19 protein-coding genes and 1 other annotated feature are annotated in these 20242 nt (G+C 39.9%); of the genes, 15 read left to right on the top strand and 4 right to left on the bottom strand.

Annotated elements, in window-relative coordinates:
• Window positions 1–201: 201 nt before the first annotated feature.
• From mnmA to HMPREF2731_RS03640, 3 genes are all read left to right on the top strand, one after another.
• Window positions 202–1323 carry a tRNA 2-thiouridine(34) synthase MnmA gene (mnmA, locus tag HMPREF2731_RS03630; RefSeq protein ID WP_070872339.1) on the top strand — a complete coding sequence of 374 codons (1122 nt, stop codon included), beginning with the start codon at window positions 202–204 and terminating at the stop codon, window positions 1321–1323.
• A 243-nt stretch (window positions 1324–1566) separates the two neighbouring features.
• On the top strand, window positions 1567–2988 hold the full coding sequence (arcD, locus tag HMPREF2731_RS03635) for an arginine-ornithine antiporter (RefSeq protein WP_070872341.1): 1422 nt from the start codon (window positions 1567–1569) through the stop codon (window positions 2986–2988).
• Between the two features lie 13 nt (window positions 2989–3001).
• Window positions 3002–4117 carry an aminotransferase gene (locus HMPREF2731_RS03640; RefSeq protein ID WP_002313366.1) on the top strand — a complete coding sequence of 372 codons (1116 nt, stop codon included), beginning with the start codon at window positions 3002–3004 and terminating at the stop codon, window positions 4115–4117.
• Window positions 4118–4176: 59 nt separating this feature from the next.
• On the opposite strand, the gene HMPREF2731_RS03645 is transcribed toward HMPREF2731_RS03640, so the two are convergent.
• Window positions 4177–5469 carry a multidrug efflux MFS transporter gene (locus HMPREF2731_RS03645; RefSeq protein WP_002313367.1) on the bottom strand — a complete coding sequence of 431 codons (1293 nt, stop codon included), beginning with the start codon at window positions 5467–5469 and terminating at the stop codon, window positions 4177–4179.
• Window positions 5470–5618: 149 nt separating this feature from the next.
• Between HMPREF2731_RS03645 and HMPREF2731_RS03650 the strand changes: the two genes are divergently transcribed.
• The 3 genes from HMPREF2731_RS03650 (at window position 5619) to HMPREF2731_RS03660 (ending at window position 8690) form a co-directional block, all read left to right on the top strand.
• Entirely contained in the window at window positions 5619–6179 is a 561-nt protein-coding gene (locus HMPREF2731_RS03650) for a TetR/AcrR family transcriptional regulator (RefSeq protein ID WP_002325115.1), read from the top strand.
• 128 nt (window positions 6180–6307) lie between these two features.
• A complete protein-coding gene (locus HMPREF2731_RS03655; protein ID WP_002308231.1) occupies window positions 6308–6685 on the top strand; it encodes a DUF1033 family protein in 378 nt (125 codons plus the stop codon).
• The gene (locus HMPREF2731_RS03660; protein ID WP_070872342.1) at window positions 6618–8690 is read left to right on the top strand and encodes a DNA topoisomerase III; all 2073 of its coding nucleotides are present in this window, start codon (window positions 6618–6620) and stop codon (window positions 8688–8690) included. Before HMPREF2731_RS03655 ends, HMPREF2731_RS03660 begins: the two co-directional genes overlap by 68 nt.
• A 335-nt stretch (window positions 8691–9025) precedes the next feature.
• Here the strand turns inward: HMPREF2731_RS03660 and HMPREF2731_RS03665 are convergent, their stop codons facing one another.
• On the bottom strand, window positions 9026–9973 hold the full coding sequence (locus tag HMPREF2731_RS03665) for a glycosyltransferase family 2 protein (protein ID WP_002308234.1): 948 nt from the start codon (window positions 9971–9973) through the stop codon (window positions 9026–9028).
• A 245-nt stretch (window positions 9974–10218) separates the two neighbouring features.
• Between HMPREF2731_RS03665 and HMPREF2731_RS03670 the strand changes: the two genes are divergently transcribed.
• Entirely contained in the window at window positions 10219–10683 is a 465-nt protein-coding gene (locus HMPREF2731_RS03670; RefSeq protein ID WP_002308236.1) for a methylated-DNA--[protein]-cysteine S-methyltransferase, read from the top strand.
• Window positions 10684–10745: 62 nt separating this feature from the next.
• On the opposite strand, the gene HMPREF2731_RS03675 is transcribed toward HMPREF2731_RS03670, so the two are convergent.
• Both HMPREF2731_RS03675 and HMPREF2731_RS03680 read right to left on the bottom strand, forming a co-directional pair.
• Window positions 10746–11789, bottom strand: coding sequence for a YeiH family protein (locus tag HMPREF2731_RS03675; RefSeq protein ID WP_002316496.1), 1044 nt, complete (start codon window positions 11787–11789; stop codon window positions 10746–10748).
• A 373-nt stretch (window positions 11790–12162) separates the two neighbouring features.
• Window positions 12163–13131 carry a TDT family transporter gene (locus HMPREF2731_RS03680; RefSeq protein WP_002312068.1) on the bottom strand — a complete coding sequence of 323 codons (969 nt, stop codon included), beginning with the start codon at window positions 13129–13131 and terminating at the stop codon, window positions 12163–12165.
• 230 nt (window positions 13132–13361) lie between these two features.
• Between HMPREF2731_RS03680 and HMPREF2731_RS03685 the strand changes: the two genes are divergently transcribed.
• The 8 genes from HMPREF2731_RS03685 to sufC all read left to right on the top strand — a co-directional run bounded on the left by HMPREF2731_RS03685 (window position 13362) and on the right by sufC (window position 20237).
• Window positions 13362–14204: a LysR family transcriptional regulator gene (locus tag HMPREF2731_RS03685; RefSeq protein WP_002308240.1), complete on the top strand. Its 843-nt coding sequence runs from the start codon at window positions 13362–13364 to the stop codon at window positions 14202–14204.
• 193 nt (window positions 14205–14397) lie between these two features.
• Window positions 14398–15585 (top strand): FtsW/RodA/SpoVE family cell cycle protein, encoded by a 1188-nt coding sequence (locus HMPREF2731_RS03695; protein WP_002308242.1) that lies wholly within the window; start codon window positions 14398–14400, stop codon window positions 15583–15585.
• Between the two features lie 5 nt (window positions 15586–15590).
• Complete coding sequence (locus tag HMPREF2731_RS03700) at window positions 15591–15947, top strand: arsenate reductase family protein (protein ID WP_002308244.1); 357 nt, start codon at window positions 15591–15593, stop codon at window positions 15945–15947.
• A gap of 1 nt (window position 15948) precedes the next feature.
• Window positions 15949–16287, top strand: a complete 339-nt coding sequence (locus HMPREF2731_RS03705) for a glycine cleavage system H family protein (RefSeq protein ID WP_002291179.1) — start codon at window positions 15949–15951, stop codon at window positions 16285–16287.
• A gap of 75 nt (window positions 16288–16362) precedes the next feature.
• Window positions 16363–16619, top strand: a binding site (T-box leader).
• 62 nt (window positions 16620–16681) lie between these two features.
• Window positions 16682–17716 carry a methionine ABC transporter ATP-binding protein gene (locus HMPREF2731_RS03710; protein ID WP_002313370.1) on the top strand — a complete coding sequence of 345 codons (1035 nt, stop codon included), beginning with the start codon at window positions 16682–16684 and terminating at the stop codon, window positions 17714–17716.
• Complete coding sequence (locus HMPREF2731_RS03715; protein ID WP_002287674.1) at window positions 17709–18395, top strand: methionine ABC transporter permease; 687 nt, start codon at window positions 17709–17711, stop codon at window positions 18393–18395. Before HMPREF2731_RS03710 ends, HMPREF2731_RS03715 begins: the two co-directional genes overlap by 8 nt.
• 23 nt (window positions 18396–18418) lie before the next feature.
• On the top strand, window positions 18419–19267 hold the full coding sequence (locus HMPREF2731_RS03720) for a MetQ/NlpA family ABC transporter substrate-binding protein (RefSeq protein ID WP_002312072.1): 849 nt from the start codon (window positions 18419–18421) through the stop codon (window positions 19265–19267).
• Window positions 19268–19463: 196 nt separating this feature from the next.
• The gene (gene sufC / locus HMPREF2731_RS03725) at window positions 19464–20237 is read left to right on the top strand and encodes a Fe-S cluster assembly ATPase SufC (RefSeq protein WP_002287679.1); all 774 of its coding nucleotides are present in this window, start codon (window positions 19464–19466) and stop codon (window positions 20235–20237) included.
• Window positions 20238–20242: the final 5 nt, after the last annotated feature.

The following is a 20242-nucleotide window of genomic DNA, read 5'->3' on the forward strand; positions in this document are numbered from 1 at the left end:
AACTGCCGTTCCTCTTTTGATCATGAGAATCACTGGAGTATGAAGATAGCGCTGTTTTTTCCCTATGATAGGTTATGTATTCGAACGCTGATAATTAAGGGATGAAATTTTCAGAAATATGACGTATAATGTAAAATACTGAAAAGTTGCGACCTTCAACTCGTAGATGTTTCAGAATCTAATTGAAATGATGGTGATATCATGACAGACAACAGCCAAACACGCGTTGTCGTAGGGATGAGCGGCGGTGTCGACTCATCTGTAACAGCACTTTTATTAAAGGAACAAGGATACGACGTGATCGGGATCTTCATGAAAAATTGGGATGATACGGACGGAAACGGCGTATGTACGGCCACGGAAGATTATAAGGATGTAGCGAAAGTAGCTGCTCAAATCGGGATTCCTTATTATTCTGTGAATTTCGAAAAAGAATATTGGGACCGTGTATTTGAATATTTCCTAGCCGAATACCGCGCAGGACGTACACCTAACCCAGACGTGATGTGTAACAAAGAAATCAAATTCAAAGCATTCTTGGACTATGCAATGGATCTTGGTGCTGATTATGTAGCTACTGGACATTATGCGCAAGTCACTCGCGATGAAAACGGTGTGGTCCATATGCTTCGCGGAGTAGACAACAATAAAGATCAAACTTACTTCCTTAGTCAATTATCACAAGAACAGCTTTCAAAAACGATGTTCCCTCTAGGCGGTATGGAAAAATCAGAAGTGCGGGCAATTGCTGAACGCGCAGGCCTTGCGACTGCTAAGAAAAAAGATTCAACAGGAATCTGCTTTATTGGTGAAAAGAACTTCAAACAATTTTTGAGCAACTATCTACCAGCGAAAAAAGGCAATATGGTCACTCTTGACGGTGAAGTCAAAGGGCAACATGCTGGTTTGATGTACTATACGATCGGTCAACGTCAAGGCCTAGGAATCGGTGGCGGAGGAGATTCGCAAGAACCTTGGTTTGTCGTAGGGAAAGATTTAGCGACGAACACATTATACGTGGGTCAAGGGTTCCACCATCCTGCACTGTACGCCACAAGCTTGGATGCAAGTGAAATCCACTTTACGACGAATGAACCAATGCCAAAAGAATTCAAGTGCACAGCGAAATTCCGTTACCGTCAACAAGATGTTCCTGTGACAGTTCGCTTATTGGATGATAACCGTGCAGAAGTCGTATTCGACGAACCTGTACGTGCCATCACTCCTGGACAAGCAGTTGTATTTTATGACGGAATGGAATGTCTAGGTGGCGGTTTGATCGACCACGCATACCAAGAAACAAAAGTTTTACAATACGTTTAAGCGATATGAAATGAATCAAAACAGCTATGGCTAACAAAAGAAACACCTTTTCTTTTGGACAGCATAGCTGTTTTTTTGCAATAAAATTAATTTTTATTCATTTTACGCTTGTAATTTTAGTGGAAACAGTCCATAATATCCAATAATATGAATAAAGTTGCTTTTGGTAAGCAAGAGCAGATGCAAAATAAAGGAAATATTTTGCAGGTGGTTTGTTCAATTTTATAAGTGAAGGTGATGGAAATGGAAAAGAAATCGACAGGTATTAGTAAGTGGGGTCTGGTTGCTCTCGTTGTCAGTTCGTCAATCGGAAGCGGTGTGTTTGGAATCACGAGTGATCTGGCTAGTTCTGCCGCCCCTGGACCAGCAATCCTTTCATGGATAATCGTCGGGATTGGTATTTTAGCTTTGGTATTATCGCTGAACCATTTAGGAGAAAAACGTCCAGATCTGGATGGCGGGATTTTTGGGTATGCAGAAGCTTCATTTGGTAAGTTAGGTGGCTTCATTAGTGGCTGGGGCTATTGGTTGTCTGCGTGGCTAGGAAATGTTGCTTTTGCGACGATGCTAATGAGTGCCATGGGAGAATTTTTTCCGATATTCAAAGGGGGACAAAATGTTCCTTCTATTTTATTCGCAAGTCTTTTTATTTGGGGTCTGACTTTATTAGTAAACAATGGGATCGAAGGAGCGAGCGTAATCAATACGATCGTGACGATTTGTAAATTAGTGCCATTATTCCTATTTTTAATATTTGTATTTATCGCATTTAAAGTGAATATATTCACTACTAATTTTTGGGGCAACGTATCTGATAATCTAGTGAACGGATTAGGACAGCAAGGAACGATCTGGTTGCAGATCAAAGGTTGTTTGATGGTCATGATGTGGGTCTTTGTAGGGATCGAAGGTGCAAGTGTTTTAGCTAACCGCGCGAAGAAACGTTCAGAAGCCCAGCAAGCATCCATCATGGGGCTGCTTTGTTTATTATTTATCTATATCCTTGCTTCGATCTTGCCATACGGTGTCTTATCTCAAGAAGAGTTAGCAACTATTTCACAACCTGCTATGGCAAATATTTTAAAAGGAATCGTGGGAAATTGGGGAGCGGCACTGATCAATATCGGCTTGATCATTTCGATCATCGGTTCTTGGTTGTCTTGGACGATGCTCCCAGCAGAAACAACGATGTTGATGGCTCGAGACGGTCTGTTGCCGAAAGCTTGGGGAAAAACGAATAAAAAAAATGCCCCAACTTATTCGTTAGTTGTTACTGCCATCTTGACTAATCTATTCTTATTGACTTTCTTAGTTACTGATTATGCCTATCAATTTGCCTATTCTTTATGTACAGCGGCAATCTTGATTTGTTATCTGCTTGTCGGAATCTATCAAGTCCAGTTTTCTTTAAAAGAAGGAATCAAAAAACAAGTAGTGATCGGTGGGATTGCTGTAGTTTTTGAATTGATGGGAATCACTTTAGCAGGATTTTCTTATGTCCTTTTATGTAGTATTGCCTATCTTCCTGGTTTTTGCTTCTACTGGATCGCTTGTCGGGAAACCAACCATCAAATCACGGGAAAAGAAAAAGTAATGATTGGGCTGATTTGTGTGGCCGCACTGCTTTCAATCGGGTTGCTTACTGTAGGCTGGATCAAGATATAAGGGGGAAAGAAACATGGAAATCGCAAATTTCGGTGTGGAAGAATGGCTAAATAAATGGGAGAAGAAAGCGGTATATGATATTGCACAAAGTTCGATCGAAGCATTGACATTAGACGAACTCGTTGGCTTAGACGGGACCAACGTAAGTGAATTTTTCGAAAAACGCAAAAATGAACCATTGGACTATGGCTGGATCGAAGGATCAGATGCGTTCAAACAAGAAGTCGCTTCGCTTTATCAAACCGTCGATCCAGAAAACATCTTACAAACGAACGGAGCGACTGGTGCTAATCTTTTAGCTCTATACGCGTTAGTGGAAGCAGGAGACCATGTTGTTTCGATGCTTCCCACTTATCAGCAACTATATGACATCCCTAAATCTTTAGGTGCCACTGTTGACTTTGTTCATTTGAAGGAAGAAGATTGGCAGTTTGATTTAGAACAGCTAGAAGCCTTAGTCAAACCTGAAACAAAAATCATCTGTTTGAATAGTGCAAACAATCCTACAGGCACATTGCTAGATCGGAAAACTTTAGAAAAAATCGCAGAAATTGCTCGTACAGTAGATGCATATGTATTGATAGATGAAGTATATGCGCCTTTAACGGATAAAGGTGAATTCTTGTCGATCGTAGATGTCTATGAGAAAGGTATAGCAACCAATTCCCTATCCAAAACCTACTCCATTCCAGGTATCCGTATTGGCTGGACAGCTACTGGACCTGAGTTGGCAGAGGTTTTTCGAAAATATCGAGACTACACGATGATTTGCGGCGGAGTCCTGTCAGATGATCTTGCTGTACATGCATTGAAGAACAAAGAAAAAATCTTGGAGCGAAACCAAAAGATCATTACTGAGAACCTTGCGATTTTAAAACAGTGGGTAGCAAATGAACCGAAAGTTGAACTCGTCGCTCCCAATTACGTCTCTACTTCTTTCATCAAATTAACCATCGAAGAAGATGATCAGACATTTTGTATCAATTTATTAGAAGAAACAGGAGTACTATTAGTACCAGGAAGTGCCTTTGATTTACCGAAGCATGCCCGACTAGGTTACTGTTGTAAAAAAGAAACCTTGGAAAAGGGATTATCCCTTTTATCTGAATTCTTGAAAAAACAGGCCTAAACAAAAACACTGCAAGGACAGTCTGTGACAACTGTTCAAGCAGTGTTTTTCATTTACGCTTATTGTCTATGAGAAGGAGAGTGCCCTGAAGATATGGAGACTCCTGAAGCTTTTTCTTCTGCAGTTTCTTGCTGATGGATCTCTTGTGTATTGTGTCGTACAAGCAAGAAGTTGACTAAAACAAGAAGAGAAGTCGAAAGAAAGACGCCACGATAACCAAATGCACTGGAAACACTGGAGCCAATCATAGGTCCTACTACGTTACCAGTTGCTTGGAAAGATTGGTTATAACTGAAGATCCGTCCAGCAGCTTGATGAGGCGAATATTTTGTGATCAATGCTTGGACAGCAGGGAGCAGACAAGCATCAGAGATACCAATCAAAAAACGTAAGGCAGCTAATTGCCAAACATTCGTGACGAATGCCATTGGGATATAAACCAAAATCGCAAAACCCAAACCAATCGCAAGTATTCTTTCACTCCCAATCTTGTCACCTAAGCGACCAAATCTTGGAGCGGCTATCAAAGTAGCAATTCCAGGTATCGAAGCGATGATTCCGCTGATCAATGTAACATTCCCATGTCCATGCAGCAATTGACGAATGTACAGACTGATGATTGGACTGATGGAATTGTTGGATGCTTGGATGATCATCGTTGTGACGAACATACCGATGACGACGTGTGGATATTTCAAGTCTTTGAAAATCTGTTTGGCAGAAACCATGTTTTCTTTTTTCACTGGGACAAATTTTTCATGGACGAAAAACAGACTCAACAAGAAGACGAAAAATAAGATGATCCCTGTAATGAAAAAGGTAGGGCGATAGCCAAACGCTGAAGCAGAGATCCCGCCAAGAAGCGGTCCAAGTAATGTTCCTGTAACAGAACCAGTTGCTAAGGTCCCAAGAACTTGACCACTTTTTTCTTTTGGCGTCCCAGTTGCGACAAGGGCAGTGGCATTACTGATATAACCAGAAAAAATCCCTTGAAGCAGACGCAATGCGACTAATTGATACACACTAGTCACGCAGCCCATCAAAGAAATGACGATTGCCATTCCTAATGAAGCACGCAACAGCATCAATTTTCTTCCTTTTTGGTCGGCTAATTTCCCCCACCAAGGAGAGATCAGCGTAGTCACTAAGAAAGTAGATGAAAAAGTCAATCCGCTCCAAAAGTTCAATTGTGCCGTACTATAATTACCTAACGTATCTATGTAAAGTGACATAAAAGGCATGACTAAACTAAATCCGATACCAGCCATAAATGTTCCAAACCATAAGACAAACAAGTTCTGTTCCCAAGTTTCTCTTTTCTTAAATAATTTTTCCTTTATTCTTGCAGCCAATTAGACTCCTTCTTTCTGAAAATTTTCATCTACAACTCTTTATTATAAACTACATTATGTAGTTTATCAATGAAAGTCTCTTTTTTCTCGTTCTTTTTCGTGGTAAACTGAAAGAGTGAAGGATTTATTTTATGAGAGGAAACATGGAAATGAAAAAAAGAAATCTGTCTCAAGAGAAAATCATCGACTGCTTTCGAGAACTAGCAGAAGAGATGGATGTTCAGCAAATAACCTTTCAGCATTTAGCAAAACGCTTGGATATCAAGGCTCCCTCGCTGTATAACCATTTCAAAAATATTCGTGATGTCAAAACAGCGTTAACAGCAAAACTTCTGCAGGAACTTAATGACCAGCTGCGTCGGGCTCTTGTGGGGAAAAGTGGTCAGGAAGCACTGCAGATCTATGCAGAAACTTATCGATCCTTTGCTTTTTCGAATCAAGCAGTGTATGAGTTGCTGATCAGTGTGCCCCACACCAATGAAGCAGTTTTATTAGAGGGAATCCATGAAACGAACCAGATCATTTTGCAGATCTTTGAGGCTTTTCAATTAACGAAAGAAGAAAAAGTCCACCGAAGCAGAGAATTACGTAGTATGATCCACGGCTATCTTTCCTTGCGTTTTTTAGGATACTTTACAAAAGAACCGACAATCGATCCAGAGGACAGCTATTTTTGGATGATCAATGACTTTATCGCTACTTTGCCTTAAACAATCAGATTCATTGGTATCATTTTCAAGATGTTCATTAAATGATCCTTTTATAAGAGAAAATTCTTGCAACTTTCTTGAAAAGTGACTAAGATGAGTCTAGAAAAGCTGAAAGAAGGAGCACGAGTATGTATCAAGTAATTACCATGTTCGGGGACAATGAGCCTTGGTGGTTTTTTGAAGACTGGGAAGAAGATATTGAAGCAGAAGAAACATTCGAGTCTTTTGAAGAAGCACGACAAGCGTACGAAAAACAATGGATCGCGATCCATCAAAATTATGAATATATCAATGCGAAAAGAAACTTTCTCAGCGCCTTTTGGAATGACGGAGATGAGCGCTGGTGTGAAGAGTGTGACGATGATTTACAGCAATACAAGGGACTTGCGTTGTTGAAAAATCATCAGCCCATCACAGTAGAAAGCAGAAAGGAATTTTATGAAACAACTAATTCTAGCGGAAAAACCAAGCGTTGCGAAAGACCTAAGCAAGGTGCTTGGTGCTAATCAAAAGCACAAAAATTATTACGAAGGACCCAAGGTGATCGTTACTTGGGCCCTTGGTCATTTATTAGGATTGAAAATGCCGGAAGATCTGAATAAGGAATGGCAGAGCTGGCAAATGGACACGTTGCCGATGATCCCTAAAAAACTAGGAATCAAACCACTTTCTAAAACAGGATATCAATTAAAAGCAATCAAGCAGCTGGCTCAACGAAAAGATGTCTCAGAAGCAGTCATTGCGACAGATGCCGGAAGGGAAGGGGAACTTGTTGCTCGCTGGATCTTAGAGTATGTGCATTTCAATAAACCAGTGAAGCGGTTATGGATCTCTTCTCAAACAGATAAAGCAATCAAAACAGGATTCAAGCAACTAAGACCTGCAAAAGAATATGATGCATTGTATGAATCTGCTCTTGCCCGGGCAAAAGCGGACTGGTTGGTAGGATTGAATGTGACCAGAGCCTTAACTGTGAAGTACGCGGATAATTTATCAGCGGGCCGTGTGCAGACCCCGACACTAGCATTAGTGAGAGACCAAGAAAAGAAAATCGAACAGTTCCGTCCACAAACGTATTTCACGATCACGTTGCACGCTGGAAAAGAACAAGCCAAAATGGTTCAAAAAAATCAATTTGCTTTAAAAACACAAGAAGAAGCACAAAAACTTGTTCAATTGATCAGTACAAGCAAAGGAACTGTCACAGAAGTCCAAGAAAAATTAAAAACGGAATCTGCGCCGCTACCTTATGATTTAACAGAGATCCAAAGAGAAGCCAATCAACGCTATGGCTATTCTGCAAAGAAAACATTAAGTCTTGTACAAAGTTTATATGAGACCCATAAAATCGTTACTTATCCGCGTACAGACAGCAAATACCTGACAAACGACATGAAAAGTACGATGAACGAACGACTGCAAGCAGTCAGCGATTTTGCTCCTGAGGTCAAGCAGTATTTGAAAAACGGAGCCATCGTCCAACAGACAAAAGTATTCCAAGACAATAAAGTGACCGATCACCATGCGCTTTTGCCAACTGAAAACCGAGCACGTTATGAAAAACTAAGTAATGAAGAGCAAAAAATCTATCAAATGATCGTCTCTCGTTTCTTAGGCTTGTTTGCTCAACCACACAAAGTCAGTCAGACAAAAGTCACGGTTGAATTTGATAAAGAACAATTCATTTTCCGACAAAATCGTGTCATCCAAGCAGGGTGGAAAGGCGAAACTGAATCTGAAACGGAAACAGTCAAATGGGAAAAAGGAATGCGGATCAATCCTGATTTCACCATCAAAAAAGAATTATCTGCACCGCCTAAACCATTGACAGAAGCAAGCTTGCTTGGACAAATGGAAAAATACAGTCTGGGAACCCCGGCTACTCGTGCAGAGATCATTGAAAAATTGATCAAATCAGAGTTGATGGAACGTACCCCTCAAGGACTGCAAGTATCCCCTAAAGGTAAACAATTATTAGTATTAGTCAACCCATCTTTAGTGACACCGGATCTGACAGAAAGCTGGGAAAAAGACCTTGAAGCTATTGCTGAAGGAAAGAAACAAGCAGGAACCTTCTTGAATGGAATCGAAAAAGAAACAAAACGCTTGGTGAATGAAATCAAATCAAGCAAACAAGAATATCAAGATTTCTCGATTACCCAAAAGAAATGTCCAGAATGTGGGGCCAATCTGCGTGAGAAAAACACGCGAGACGGCAAAATTTATGTCTGCACCAATTCAGATTGCAACTACCGCAGAAGAAAAGATCCAAAAGTCTCCAACCATCGCTGCCCACAATGCCACCGGAAAATGGAAATCATCGAAGGCAAAAATGGTGCTTATTTCCGTTGTAAATACGACGGAACGACAGAAAAAATGCTTGATAAAAAAGAGCAGAAGAAGAAAATGACCAAACATGAAGAACGTCGCTTGCTGAAAAAATATGCACAGGCAGAAGAACCAGAAGAAAGCCCATTAGCAGCAGCACTAAAAGCGGCAATGAAGAAGTAAGAAGATGGAGGTTGTGACAGAAGTGGTCAGCTTCAAGAAATAAGAAGGAATTTACGAAAATTGCTTCTCAAATTTTTGTGAAATTTCGGCTTATTTTTCGAAGAAGCTACTTCTGGAACACCATATATCAGAGGTTGTGAAAAAGCTGTTCTGCATCATCCTGCATCAAGTAATAAGAACAGCAAACAAAAATAGCTCCTCATATTTTGTCGTTTGTTGAGCTAATACCGAAGGTTAGTTGATTGAAAACCGTTTGTTCGGAAAAAGGGACTGCGACAAGATTTTTGTCACAGTCCCTCTTCATTTAAAAAAATGTTTACTTCATTTGACGTATATTATTGGTGAGGCTTCAATTCATTTGGCTTCACTTTTTCTGTTTCTCTAATAATATAAACAGGACGTTGCTTCGTTTCTAAGAAGATTTTTCCGATATATTTCCCGATGATTCCAAGACATAACAGTTGGATTCCGCCGATGAATAGGAAGATCGAGACCATGGAAGGCCATCCTGATGTAGGATCACCAAACAGCAATGCCCGCAAAATAATGAACAAGATCGCAATACCAGAACCGACACAAGACAAAGCGCCGATAAATGAAGCAATTGTCAATGGCGCATCGGAGAAGTTCACGATACCATCAATCGAGTAGTTGAACAATTTCCAGAAGGACCAAGATGTTTCACCAGCTACACGTTCGCGGTTTTCATAAGAAATATATTCTGTTTTGAATCCGACCCAACTGAATAAACCTTTTGAAAATCGGTTGTATTCTGTTAGTTCTAGGACAGCATCCACCATTTGTCGGGTCATCAAACGGAAATCACGAGCGCCATCGACCATTTCTGTATCGCTGATTTTATTAATCAACTGGTAGAATTTTTTCGCGAAGAAGCTGCGGATTGCAGGCTCACCTTCACGAGTCGAACGCCGGGTGCCGACACAATCGATATCAGAAGTAGTGATTCGTTCAATCATCTCAGGAAGCAGTTCAGGTGGATCTTGTAAGTCAACATCCATAACAGTCACTAAATCTCCTGTAGAAGCTTGTAATCCAGCGTATAGAGCCGCTTCTTTCCCGAAATTTCTGGAAAATGAGACAAAGCGGACATAAGGATAAGCTGCAGCTAGCTTCTTGATTGCTGCTAATGTACCGTCTTTTGATCCATCGTCAATAAATAAATATTCGAACTCATGGGGACCTTTGAATTTTTCAACCTCATCAAAAAAAAGAGGAACCGTTTTTTCTTCATTGAAACATGGGACAACAATTGATACTTTCATCGTTTCTTTCCTTTCAATCGTATGTTTATATATGGTTTACATTCAAAATTTAATAAACCTTAAATAACACCTTTTAAATTTGATTTTACGTAAAAGAACAGGTATTCTTTTGGTAAACTACCGTATTTAGTTTACCATGTTTCCTCGGTTTATCAAATTTTTAAGAACAATTTTTAGTAGTTGGCAAGTAGTTTCGGACAGAGAAAAAGGAGGAAGTTCCAGTCTGTTGACCAGGAGCAAACAAAATGAAAATACATACACCTATCGGCTTTTTATGGTTAGATGCAGATGAATCCGGGTTGACTGCTGTATCTTTTCAGCCAATTTCGGAAAGCAAATCAGCGAATCAGCAAATTTTAACGCGCACACAAGAACAGTTTGAAGAATATTTTACGGGAAAAAGAAAAGAATTTGAAATTCCTTTATCTATAAAGAGAGGTACGCCTTTTCAGCAAAATGTCTGGAAAGCTTTGTCGACCATTCCTTATGGAGAAATCCGAACATATAAAGAAGTAGCCGTTGCTGTCGCTAGTCCGAAAGCTGTGCGAGCGATTGGACAGGCAAATCGAACCAATCCATTACCAATCGTTATTCCTTGTCATCGAGTGATCGGGCAAAATGGAAAACTGACAGGATATATGGGAAACGCAACAGATGGAGTCGAAATCAAACGCCAATTGTTGCTATTAGAAGGGTATCTGCAAAATTAAAAAACAGTTGTGATTCGAACATTGTTCCATGCGAGAATCACAACTGTTTTTTCGTGTTTGTTCTAAAGTTTGATCAGCCAAATAAATAGTAAAGCCATTACTGTTTGGAGAAGCCCGACAGCCAATCCGTAAGATAAGAAACGTGTACCTTCTTTCATGAATTTTGCAAAGTCTAAACGCAGCCCAATTGCCGCTAAAGCAGTGATCTCAAACCAGCTACTGATAAAATGTGCCGATTGGTCAATAACTACAGGTAAAGAAAACAAGCTGTTGACCAAACAAAAGATCACAAACCCTAATACATACCAAGGAAGCGGTAATTTTCGTTTTTTCTGCGTATCAGTCGGTGTTTCAAACAGAGCTGGTTGTTTCTTGTGCATGAATTTTTCAAACAAATAGACAACAACAACAAGCATCATGATACGTAGAATCTTAAACAACATGGCAAATTCGACAACAGAACTGTCAAGCAAACTTGCACCAGCGACTACTTGACCCACAGATTGGAGTGTGCCACCTAAAAGTGCGCTTTTTTCAATGAGATTTCCTCCGAATAGCTGTAATCCAAGAAAAGGGAGGGTCAACATCATCATAGTACCTAGTAGATTGACCAGTGTGATGATCTGTCCTTTTTCTTCCTCTTTTGCATGGATGGAAGGGGCGATCGAAGCAATAGCAGAAGAACCACAAACAGCGTTTCCTCCAGCCATCATCAAAGAAGAAGTATCGCTGAATTGCAGTTTCTTACCAATCAAGTAAGCACCGATGATAGTGACTGACATCTGTAGTAACACAAAAACAATTCCTTTTACACCAATTTGAGCAATCGTTTGAGCGGTGACAGTTGCACCTAGTAAAAAAACAGAGAATTCCAATAGTTTGCTTTCAGCGAATTTTGTGCCGATTGCTAGAACAGGCTGTTTAAAAAAAGTATTTCCTAATAAAATACCCAATAAAATAGCAATAGTCGCTCCACCTAACTGTGGCAGATAAATAGCAAGAAGCCGGCTGACGGCAGCGATGGCAAAAGAAAGCAGTAATCCGGGCAAAATCTCGCGGACCGCTGAATCCTTTACAGATTTTATTGGATGTGACAATGATTTCATTTGATTGGTTCCTTTCGTCAATAAATACTAAAAGCATACTCGAACATAGTAGCACTAAACCAGTATTTTGACAAAAGAATAAGAGGTCGTGACAAAAGTCTTGTCACAACCTCTTGTTTCGAATAAACGGTGTTCCAAAGCCAGTTTCTCGGTATTAAGCCAAATTTATGCAAAAATGTGGAAAGCCATTTTCACAAAATTTTTCTTACTACTCGAAACTAGGCGGCTTTTTCACGACCTCTTGGTAAACGGTGTTCCAGAAGTAGCTTCTTCGGAAATAAGCCGAAATTTCACAAAAATTTGAGAAGCAATTTTCGTAAATTCCTTCTTATTTCTAGAAGCTGACCACTTCTTTCACAACCAATCGAATCAATTATGAAGCGATTTTTTTAGAAACAAATTTTCCATGTTTGCTATGTTCTTTAGTTAAGAAACGTACGTAATGAGCAAGCACGTAGAAGACAACTACACTTGCAAACAGACATTCCGCAATTTTTAAGAAATCTAATACGCTACTATAAATACCTAAACTGTTGAAGTAATGAACAGTAGTAAATAGAGCTGTTGCAGAGATAACAAGTGGGAATGTAAAGGCTGCGTAGCTTGGATAAAAACGAAGCTTGAACAAGCGTGGCAGTATAGACAGCACGACGAAATACAATACTTGAGATAAAACGAACAACGCTACGACAAGATAAAAGTTAGGTTCTGCAAAGTTTTTCAGGTAACCTGTCAGGCAAAGAGAACCAGGTGCTGCAACGATCGTAATCAGCGGACGTGTTGGATGAGCCATATTTCTTACGAAAAAGACACGTTTGATGATGATTGGTAATAAGAACGCATAGCAGACCAATGAAATCCAAAAGAAGATTTTTCCAATAAGTGGGAAGAAGTTCCCAGCAGTTACAGTGATGACCCCAAACCCAACATAAATGATAAACCAGCTTGGATAAATTGCTTCAATAGAAAGATCAGCTTTGATGACATGGTGATAATTGAAATAAAAGACAAGTATCACTTGGAAAATAACTGCACACAACCAAATGAATTTGACAATCGGTGCAATACTTTCATATGAAACAAAATAAGTACAAATAACCATGAGTGACATCGTAAAAGTTGGTGAAACGGAGGCGATGATCGGATCATGCAACGTTTGTTTCGTATGCTCAAATAAGATAAACAATTTAACAAAAATGAATATCATAAGAATCATTGAGATACCGCCAGTTAGATTGCCTAAAGCAACATGGTGATAGTCTTTAAACAGATTTCCAAGGGAAGCTAACCCAAGAATCAACCCACAGATCGGGATCGGAATAATTTTCAAAAAGTTCTTCATATATATTCTCCTTTTTATTTAATAGATTTTAGTACCAAGATGAACGAATACATTGTAAAATGAATAGGTCTGTATGATTACGAGCAAAGCAGACAGCTGATTATCTTGTCTGAGTTACTAGTTGGATCAGCAACTGTTTTGTTGTACATTTCTATTATAGATGGTTTTTTGTATATTTAAATCAAATAGTTTTTATAGTAATTATCATAAAAAGTTATGGAAGTGGTGCCATGTTTAAGTTATTAACGACTTTTCGAGCAGTATATGAAACAAGAAATTTTTCTAGAGCAGCAGAAGTACTGTTTTTATCTCAGCCAGCCGTCTCGAATCAAATCAAACAATTAGAGCGGGAGTTGAATATTGATCTTTTTCAGCGTAATGGCAGAAAAGAGATGCTTCCAACTAAGCAAGCCGATTTATTATACGAGCGGACGCTGGTTTTATTAGAAGAATGGGAAGAGACCCAGCAAAAATTGCTCAATGAACAAAATGAAGAAGAAGTATGTCGGATCGTTGCTTCCCACACATTTGCTGTTTATCTTTTGCCTCAGTTGATGAAACATCTGATCAAAAGGTTTCCTAAAGTGCATTTTGAGATCGAGATTGCGAATTCACATGAATCATTAGAACAAGTAGCGAAACATGAATCCGATTTTGGTTTTATCGAAAAGCCATTAGAGACTTCCGGCGTACAAAGGTACTCCTTGATGGAAGACCAGCTAGTCATTGCTGGGGACCCAAAAAGTAAATTGTGGCTTGTAAGAGAAGCAAATTCTGGCGTTTTTCATTACACACAACGTTATTTTGAAGAAATGAACATCCAAGATAAGAAAATGATCGTGAAAAGCAATGATGTGATCGTTGCGTTGCTGAAGGAAGGAATCGGACGCTCGATTTTATCTGAGCGCTCTGTGCCAAAAGACGTACCAATGATTCCGTTGAATTTCCATCGGTATTTTTATTTCATTCAACGAACCAATCTGGTTTCTGATCAGCTGTTAGAGATTGCTGAAGAGATCCTTCGATACAATGAAAGCACAGAAACTTCTCACAGCGAGGAGAATCTCAGCTGATAGATAATTGCATGTATCAAAAAAAGTTCTGTGATACACTAAAGATAAGCAGTAGGCTTTTGCCTTCCGTTTGCTCAAGCAGCTGCACAAACGGAAAGTTAATTTTTCCCAAATGTCTGTGGAAAGACTTTCCATTATCTAACTGGACCGCTATAATAATCAGCAGTATGGTTTTTAAGAAAAGGGATGAAACATGGAAAAAAAATTAAAAGCTTCGAACGATAATCGTATTGATTATGGCGTGATTTTACCAGTCTTTCTGTTATGTTTGATTGGTCTGCTCTCATTATATGTAGCACTTAGCCATGATCCGAACAATCCAGCAGTCTTGAAAGGCGTAGGGATGCAAGTTGTCTGGTATTTAGTTGGGGCGGCAGCAATCGTTGTCATCATGCATTTGAATTCCAAATGGATCTGGAAACTGACTCCTTACCTTTATGGCTTGGGGTTAGTAGTAATGGGACTCTTACTGGAATTCTATGACAAGAATTTAGCCGATTCTACAGGTTCTAAAAACTGGTTCCGATTCGGTGCGTTCACCTTCCAGCCAGCAGAGCTAATGAAGATCGCGTACATCTTGATGATGGCGCTGATCGTGACCAAACATAATACGCAAGTAAAAGAACGGACGATGAAATCGGACTTTTGGCTGATTGGGAAGCTCTTGATCGTGACGATACCGGTATTAGCATTGATCATGGCTCAAGATGACTTTGGAACGATGCTCGTTTTCCTTGCGATCTTCGGCGGGATATTCTTGATGTCTGGAATCTCTTGGCGCATCATCGCCCCTGTAGTGATCTTAGCAGTAGTCGTTGGTGCAGGAACGATTTTCTTAGTGACGACTGAAGGCGGAAGAGACTTGCTTTATAAAGTGGGCTTCAAATCTTATCAATTTGCACGTATTGATTCATGGCTGGATCCTTTCCATGATACGTCTGGGATGAGTTACCAGCCGGCACAAGGACTTTTGGCAATCGGCACCGGTGGCTTGTTTGGTAAAGGATTCAATGTAAGCAATATTTATGTGCCTGTTCGTGAGTCCGATATGATTTTTACCGTTATCGGTGAAAACTTCGGCTTTATCGGTGGTGCATTCGTCATTTTCTTGTATTTTATTTTGATTTATCGTATGATTCGGGTGTGTTTCGATACGAACAATGAATTTTACGCCTATATCGCAAGCGGTTTGATCATGATGCTGCTGTTCCATGTCTTTGAGAACATTGGAGCAAATATCGGATTACTTCCTTTAACAGGGATCCCATTGCCTTTCATTAGCCAAGGAGGATCTTCGATTTTAGGGAACATGATCGGTGTCGGATTGATATTATCGATGAGATACCAAAATGAAGCACCTGCAAGATCTTCAAGGAGGTAAGAAAATTGTACACCTTTTACTGGTACCCGAAATGTTCAACATGCAAAAAAGCCAAAGCGTGGTTAGACCAGCATGGCGTTAGTTATCAAACTGTTGATATGATCAAAGAAGTACCGAAGGCCTCAACGATTGAGACTTGGCTAGAAACGAGTCAAGTACCGATCCGTCGCCTGTTCAACACAAGCGGGATGAAATATCGAGAACTTGGACTGAAAGATCAAGTAGGCGAGTTTACGGCTTCAAAAGCAAGCCAAGTCTTATCGACAGATGGCATGCTGATCAAGCGGCCGCTGATCGTGCAAGAGGACCAGCTTGTTGCAATTGGATTCAATGAAAAAATTTATGAAGGAGAACTGATATAAAATGGCAGGCAAACATTTGAAGAAAAAGGACAACCTTTGGATCTTATTTAATGGAAAAGAATACTGTGTTGGTTTGACAAATGAAGCGCAAGAAGAACTCGGAGACATCACGTTTGCCAATTTGCCAAAAGCAGGACAATCGCTAAAAAAAGATGAACCTCTGATCGAAGTCGAAGCGGAAAAAGCGGTCAATGAATTTGCTAGCCCGCTAACGGGTACAGTTTCTTCTGTGAATGATAAAATCGGTGAAGATATCAATATCTTGAATGATTCAGATGAAATGAATGCGTGGATCTTAAGTTTCAAAGATGTTGATCCAAAAGAATTTGACGAATTATAAAATCAGAAAATCACTTGAAAAAAGTTGACACTGATTCTTCCAGTTGCTATAATCATAAGCAATCCTATATGAAACGAGAAAGCTTTGAAAAGAAGAGTACATGTCACGGACGTTTGAAGAGAGCCCTGTTTGCTGAAAATGGGTAACGAAAATGAGATGGAAGATGGTCTTAGAGCAGAGTAAGCGAGCGTAAGCAAACTTACTACGGGAGTGCCCGTTACAGCGCGACAGTATACGGAAAGAAGCTAAGTCCAAGTACTGGAAGAGGCTGTTATTGCGAAGTAACGGTAAATCAAGGTGGTAACACGGAAGTTCAAGCTTTCGTCCTTTTGCTTAAGGCAAGAGGGCGAAGGCTTTTTTGTTTGAAAAATCATAAGAGAAAGATGTGAATGGCATGTCATTAATCCAACTAACGAATGTCAAAAAGACATTCAATGGGAAAAACGGAAACATCCAAGCCGTCAATGACGTTTCACTAAACGTTGAAAAAGGGGATATTTATGGAATCGTCGGCTATTCTGGGGCAGGAAAAAGTACATTAGTCCGTCTCCTGAATGGACTTGAGCTTCCCACGAGCGGCGAAGTGATCGTAAACGATCAAGATATCACAAACTTAAAAAACAAAGAATTACGTACATTCCGAAAGAAAATCGGTATGATCTTCCAGCATTTCAACCTGTTATGGTCAAGAACTGTACTTGAAAATATCCAGCTGCCGTTGGAATTAGCTGGTGTACCAAAGAGCAAACGCAAAGAACGAGCAGAAGAATTGTTGCGTTTAGTCGGGTTAGAAGGACGCGGACAAGCGTATCCTTCACAACTTTCCGGCGGACAGAAACAACGTGTCGGTATCGCACGAGCATTGGCAAATGATCCTGAGATCCTGCTTTGTGATGAGGCTACGAGTGCATTGGACCCGCAAACAACAGAAGAAGTATTAGACTTATTGTTAGCAATCAATAAGAAATTGAATTTGACCATCGTCTTGATCACACATGAAATGAATGTGATCCGCAAAATCTGCAACAAAGTCGCTGTGATGGAGTTGGGGAAAGTCGTAGAAGAAGGAGACGTGTTGACTGTCTTCAGACAACCGAAAAAAGAAGTAACCAAACGTTTTGTACAACAAGACATCGAACCAGAAGCTGATTCGACAGAACTATTAGCTGAACTCATCAAAGAAAATCCAAGCGGCCGTTTGGCAACTTTGACCTTTAGCGAAAGAAATGCCAACGAACCAGTTATTTCCCAAGCGATTCGACGCTATAACATTGATGTCAACGTCGTATACGGGAAAATCAAACAAGTAAAAGAAGGTTCCTTTGGTTCATTGACTGTCTTGATGACAGGTGAAACCAAAGAATTAGATCAAGCAGAAGTGTTCATTAAAGAACAAGGAGTAGGAATTGAGGTGATCCATCGTGGATAAAAGCTTTTCAGAAACATATCTAGATTTTAAACAAATCAATCCGGAAACGATGAATCAGGCTATCCTTGATACACTATATATGACATTGATCTCAATGGTCTTAGTGACGATCATCGGATTAGTCTTGGGATTAATCCTTTACTCTATTGGGCGCAAAAACAAACCGTATGCTCGAATCATTTACGGGATCGTATCGATCATCAGTAATATTTTCCGATCAACACCATTTATGATCCTGATGGTTTTGATCATTCCATTTACTAAAGCAATCGTAGGCACTATGCTAGGTGCGCAAGCAGCCATTCCAGCTCTTGTTTTATCCGCGGCACCATTTTATGCCCGTCTAGTAGAGATTGCTTTTCGTGAAGTCAGCCCTGGCGTACTGGAAGCAGCAGATGCAATGGGGGCAAGTTACTGGGAAATCATCTGGAAGGTCTTGATACCTGAAAGTATTCCCGCGTTGATTTCTGGATTAACAGTTACAACGATCTCGATGATCGGATTTACTGCAATGGCCGGCGCGATCGGCGCAGGTGGACTTGGTGGTCTTGCTTGGCAGGAAGGCTACCAACGTGGTAATCTGACAGTGACATTCGTTGCGACTTTAATTATTTTATTAATCGTATTTATCGTTCAAGGAATCGGTGATTTCTTAACTAAGAAAACAGACAAAAGATAATAGGATATAGGGGGATATAGGATATGAAAAAGAAGATTTTTGGATTAGCAGCAGCGCTTTTGCTGACTGTAGGATTAGCAGCATGCGGTAACAACAGCGACAGCAAAGATTCAGCAAATAAAGCAGACGACACGACATTGAAAGTCGGCGCTTCACCGACACCGCACGCAGAGATTTTGGAACATGTGAAACCATTATTGAAAGATGAAGGAATCGATCTTGAAATCGTCAAATTCGATGACTATGTATTACCGAACCAATCTTTGGAAGAAGGCGATATCGATGCCAATTACTTCCAACATATTCCTTATTTGAACAAAGAAATCAAAGAAAAAGGGTATGACTTTGTCAATGCCGGTGCTGTCCACATCGAACCAATGGGCTTGTACTCTAAAAAAATCAAAGATGTTTCTGAACTAAAAGATGGTGCAACGATCATCACTTCGAATTCTGAATCAGACTGGGGACGCATCATCACGATTTTACAAGATGCTGGGCTAGTCAAAGTCAAAGATGGAGTAGATCTGGAAACAGCCACATTCGATGATATTGCAGAAAACCCTAAGAACTTGAAGTTCAACCATACGATCGACCCATCACTTTTAGCTTCTACGTACCAAAATGATGAAGGTGACCTAGTCGCAATCAATGCAAACTTCGCTTATGGCGCAGGATTGAATCCATTAGAAGATGCCGTATTACTTGAAAAAGACAACTCTCCTTACGTGAATATCATTGCGACTCGCAAAGGTGATGAAGACAGTGACAAAATCAAAAAACTGATTGAAGTGCTTCACCGTAAAGAAGTCCAAGAATGGATCACAGACAAATGGGGCGGCTCTGTTAAACCAGTAAAGGCTGATGCAAAATAAGGAATGAAACAAAAAAGATGAGAAATAAGTCTGTAACGGCTTATTCCTCATCTTTTTTATACCTATTCTAATTTAGAAATCAAAATTGTTTAATAATCAATAAAAGATATTTGATTTTAGTAAGGAAGATCATTGCGCTTCATTCTCAATTAGTCTAAAATGAGTGAGAACGAAAGAGAATTTGGGGGTATAATGCATGTCTGTCTTAGAAATAAAAAATCTACATGTGTCGATCGAGGAAAAAGAAATCCTTAAAGGCGTAAACCTAACAATGAAAACCGGAGAAATTCACGCCATCATGGGACCTAACGGCACAGGAAAATCAACCTTATCTGCCGCTATCATGGGCAATCCAAACTATGAAGTAACAGAAGGTGAAATCTTGTTTGACGGGAAAAATGTTTTAGACTTGGAAGTAGACGAACGTGCACGACTTGGTTTGTTTTTAGCTATGCAATATCCAAGTGAGATACCAGGTATCACGAATGCGGAATTCATGCGTGCAGCAATCAATGCGAAACGTGATGAAAACGACAAGATCTCTGTTATGGCATTTTTGAAAAAGTTAGATGAAAAAATGGCTTTACTGAATATGCCAGAAGAAATGGCTGAACGTTATCTGAACGAAGGTTTTTCTGGCGGGGAAAAGAAACGGAATGAGATCCTACAATTGTTGATGTTAGAACCAACATTTGCGATTTTAGACGAAATCGACTCGGGTTTGGATATCGATGCTTTGAAAGTCGTTGCTAAAGGAGTAAATGAAATGCGTGGAGACAATTTCGGTGCATTGATCATCACCCACTATCAACGATTATTGAACTATATCACACCTGATGTCGTTCACATCATGATGGAAGGTCGAGTAGTCATGACAGGAAATGCTGACTTAGCTAAACGCCTAGAAGCAGAAGGTTACGCTGGAATCAGTAAAGAATTAGGAATCGACTATAAAGAAGAAGAAGCGTAAGGGGG

The sequence above is a fragment of the Enterococcus sp. HMSC072F02 genome (genome assembly GCF_001837725.1).
In the GTDB taxonomy this organism is placed as follows: Bacteria; Bacillota; Bacilli; order Lactobacillales; family Enterococcaceae; genus Enterococcus_B; species Enterococcus_B lactis.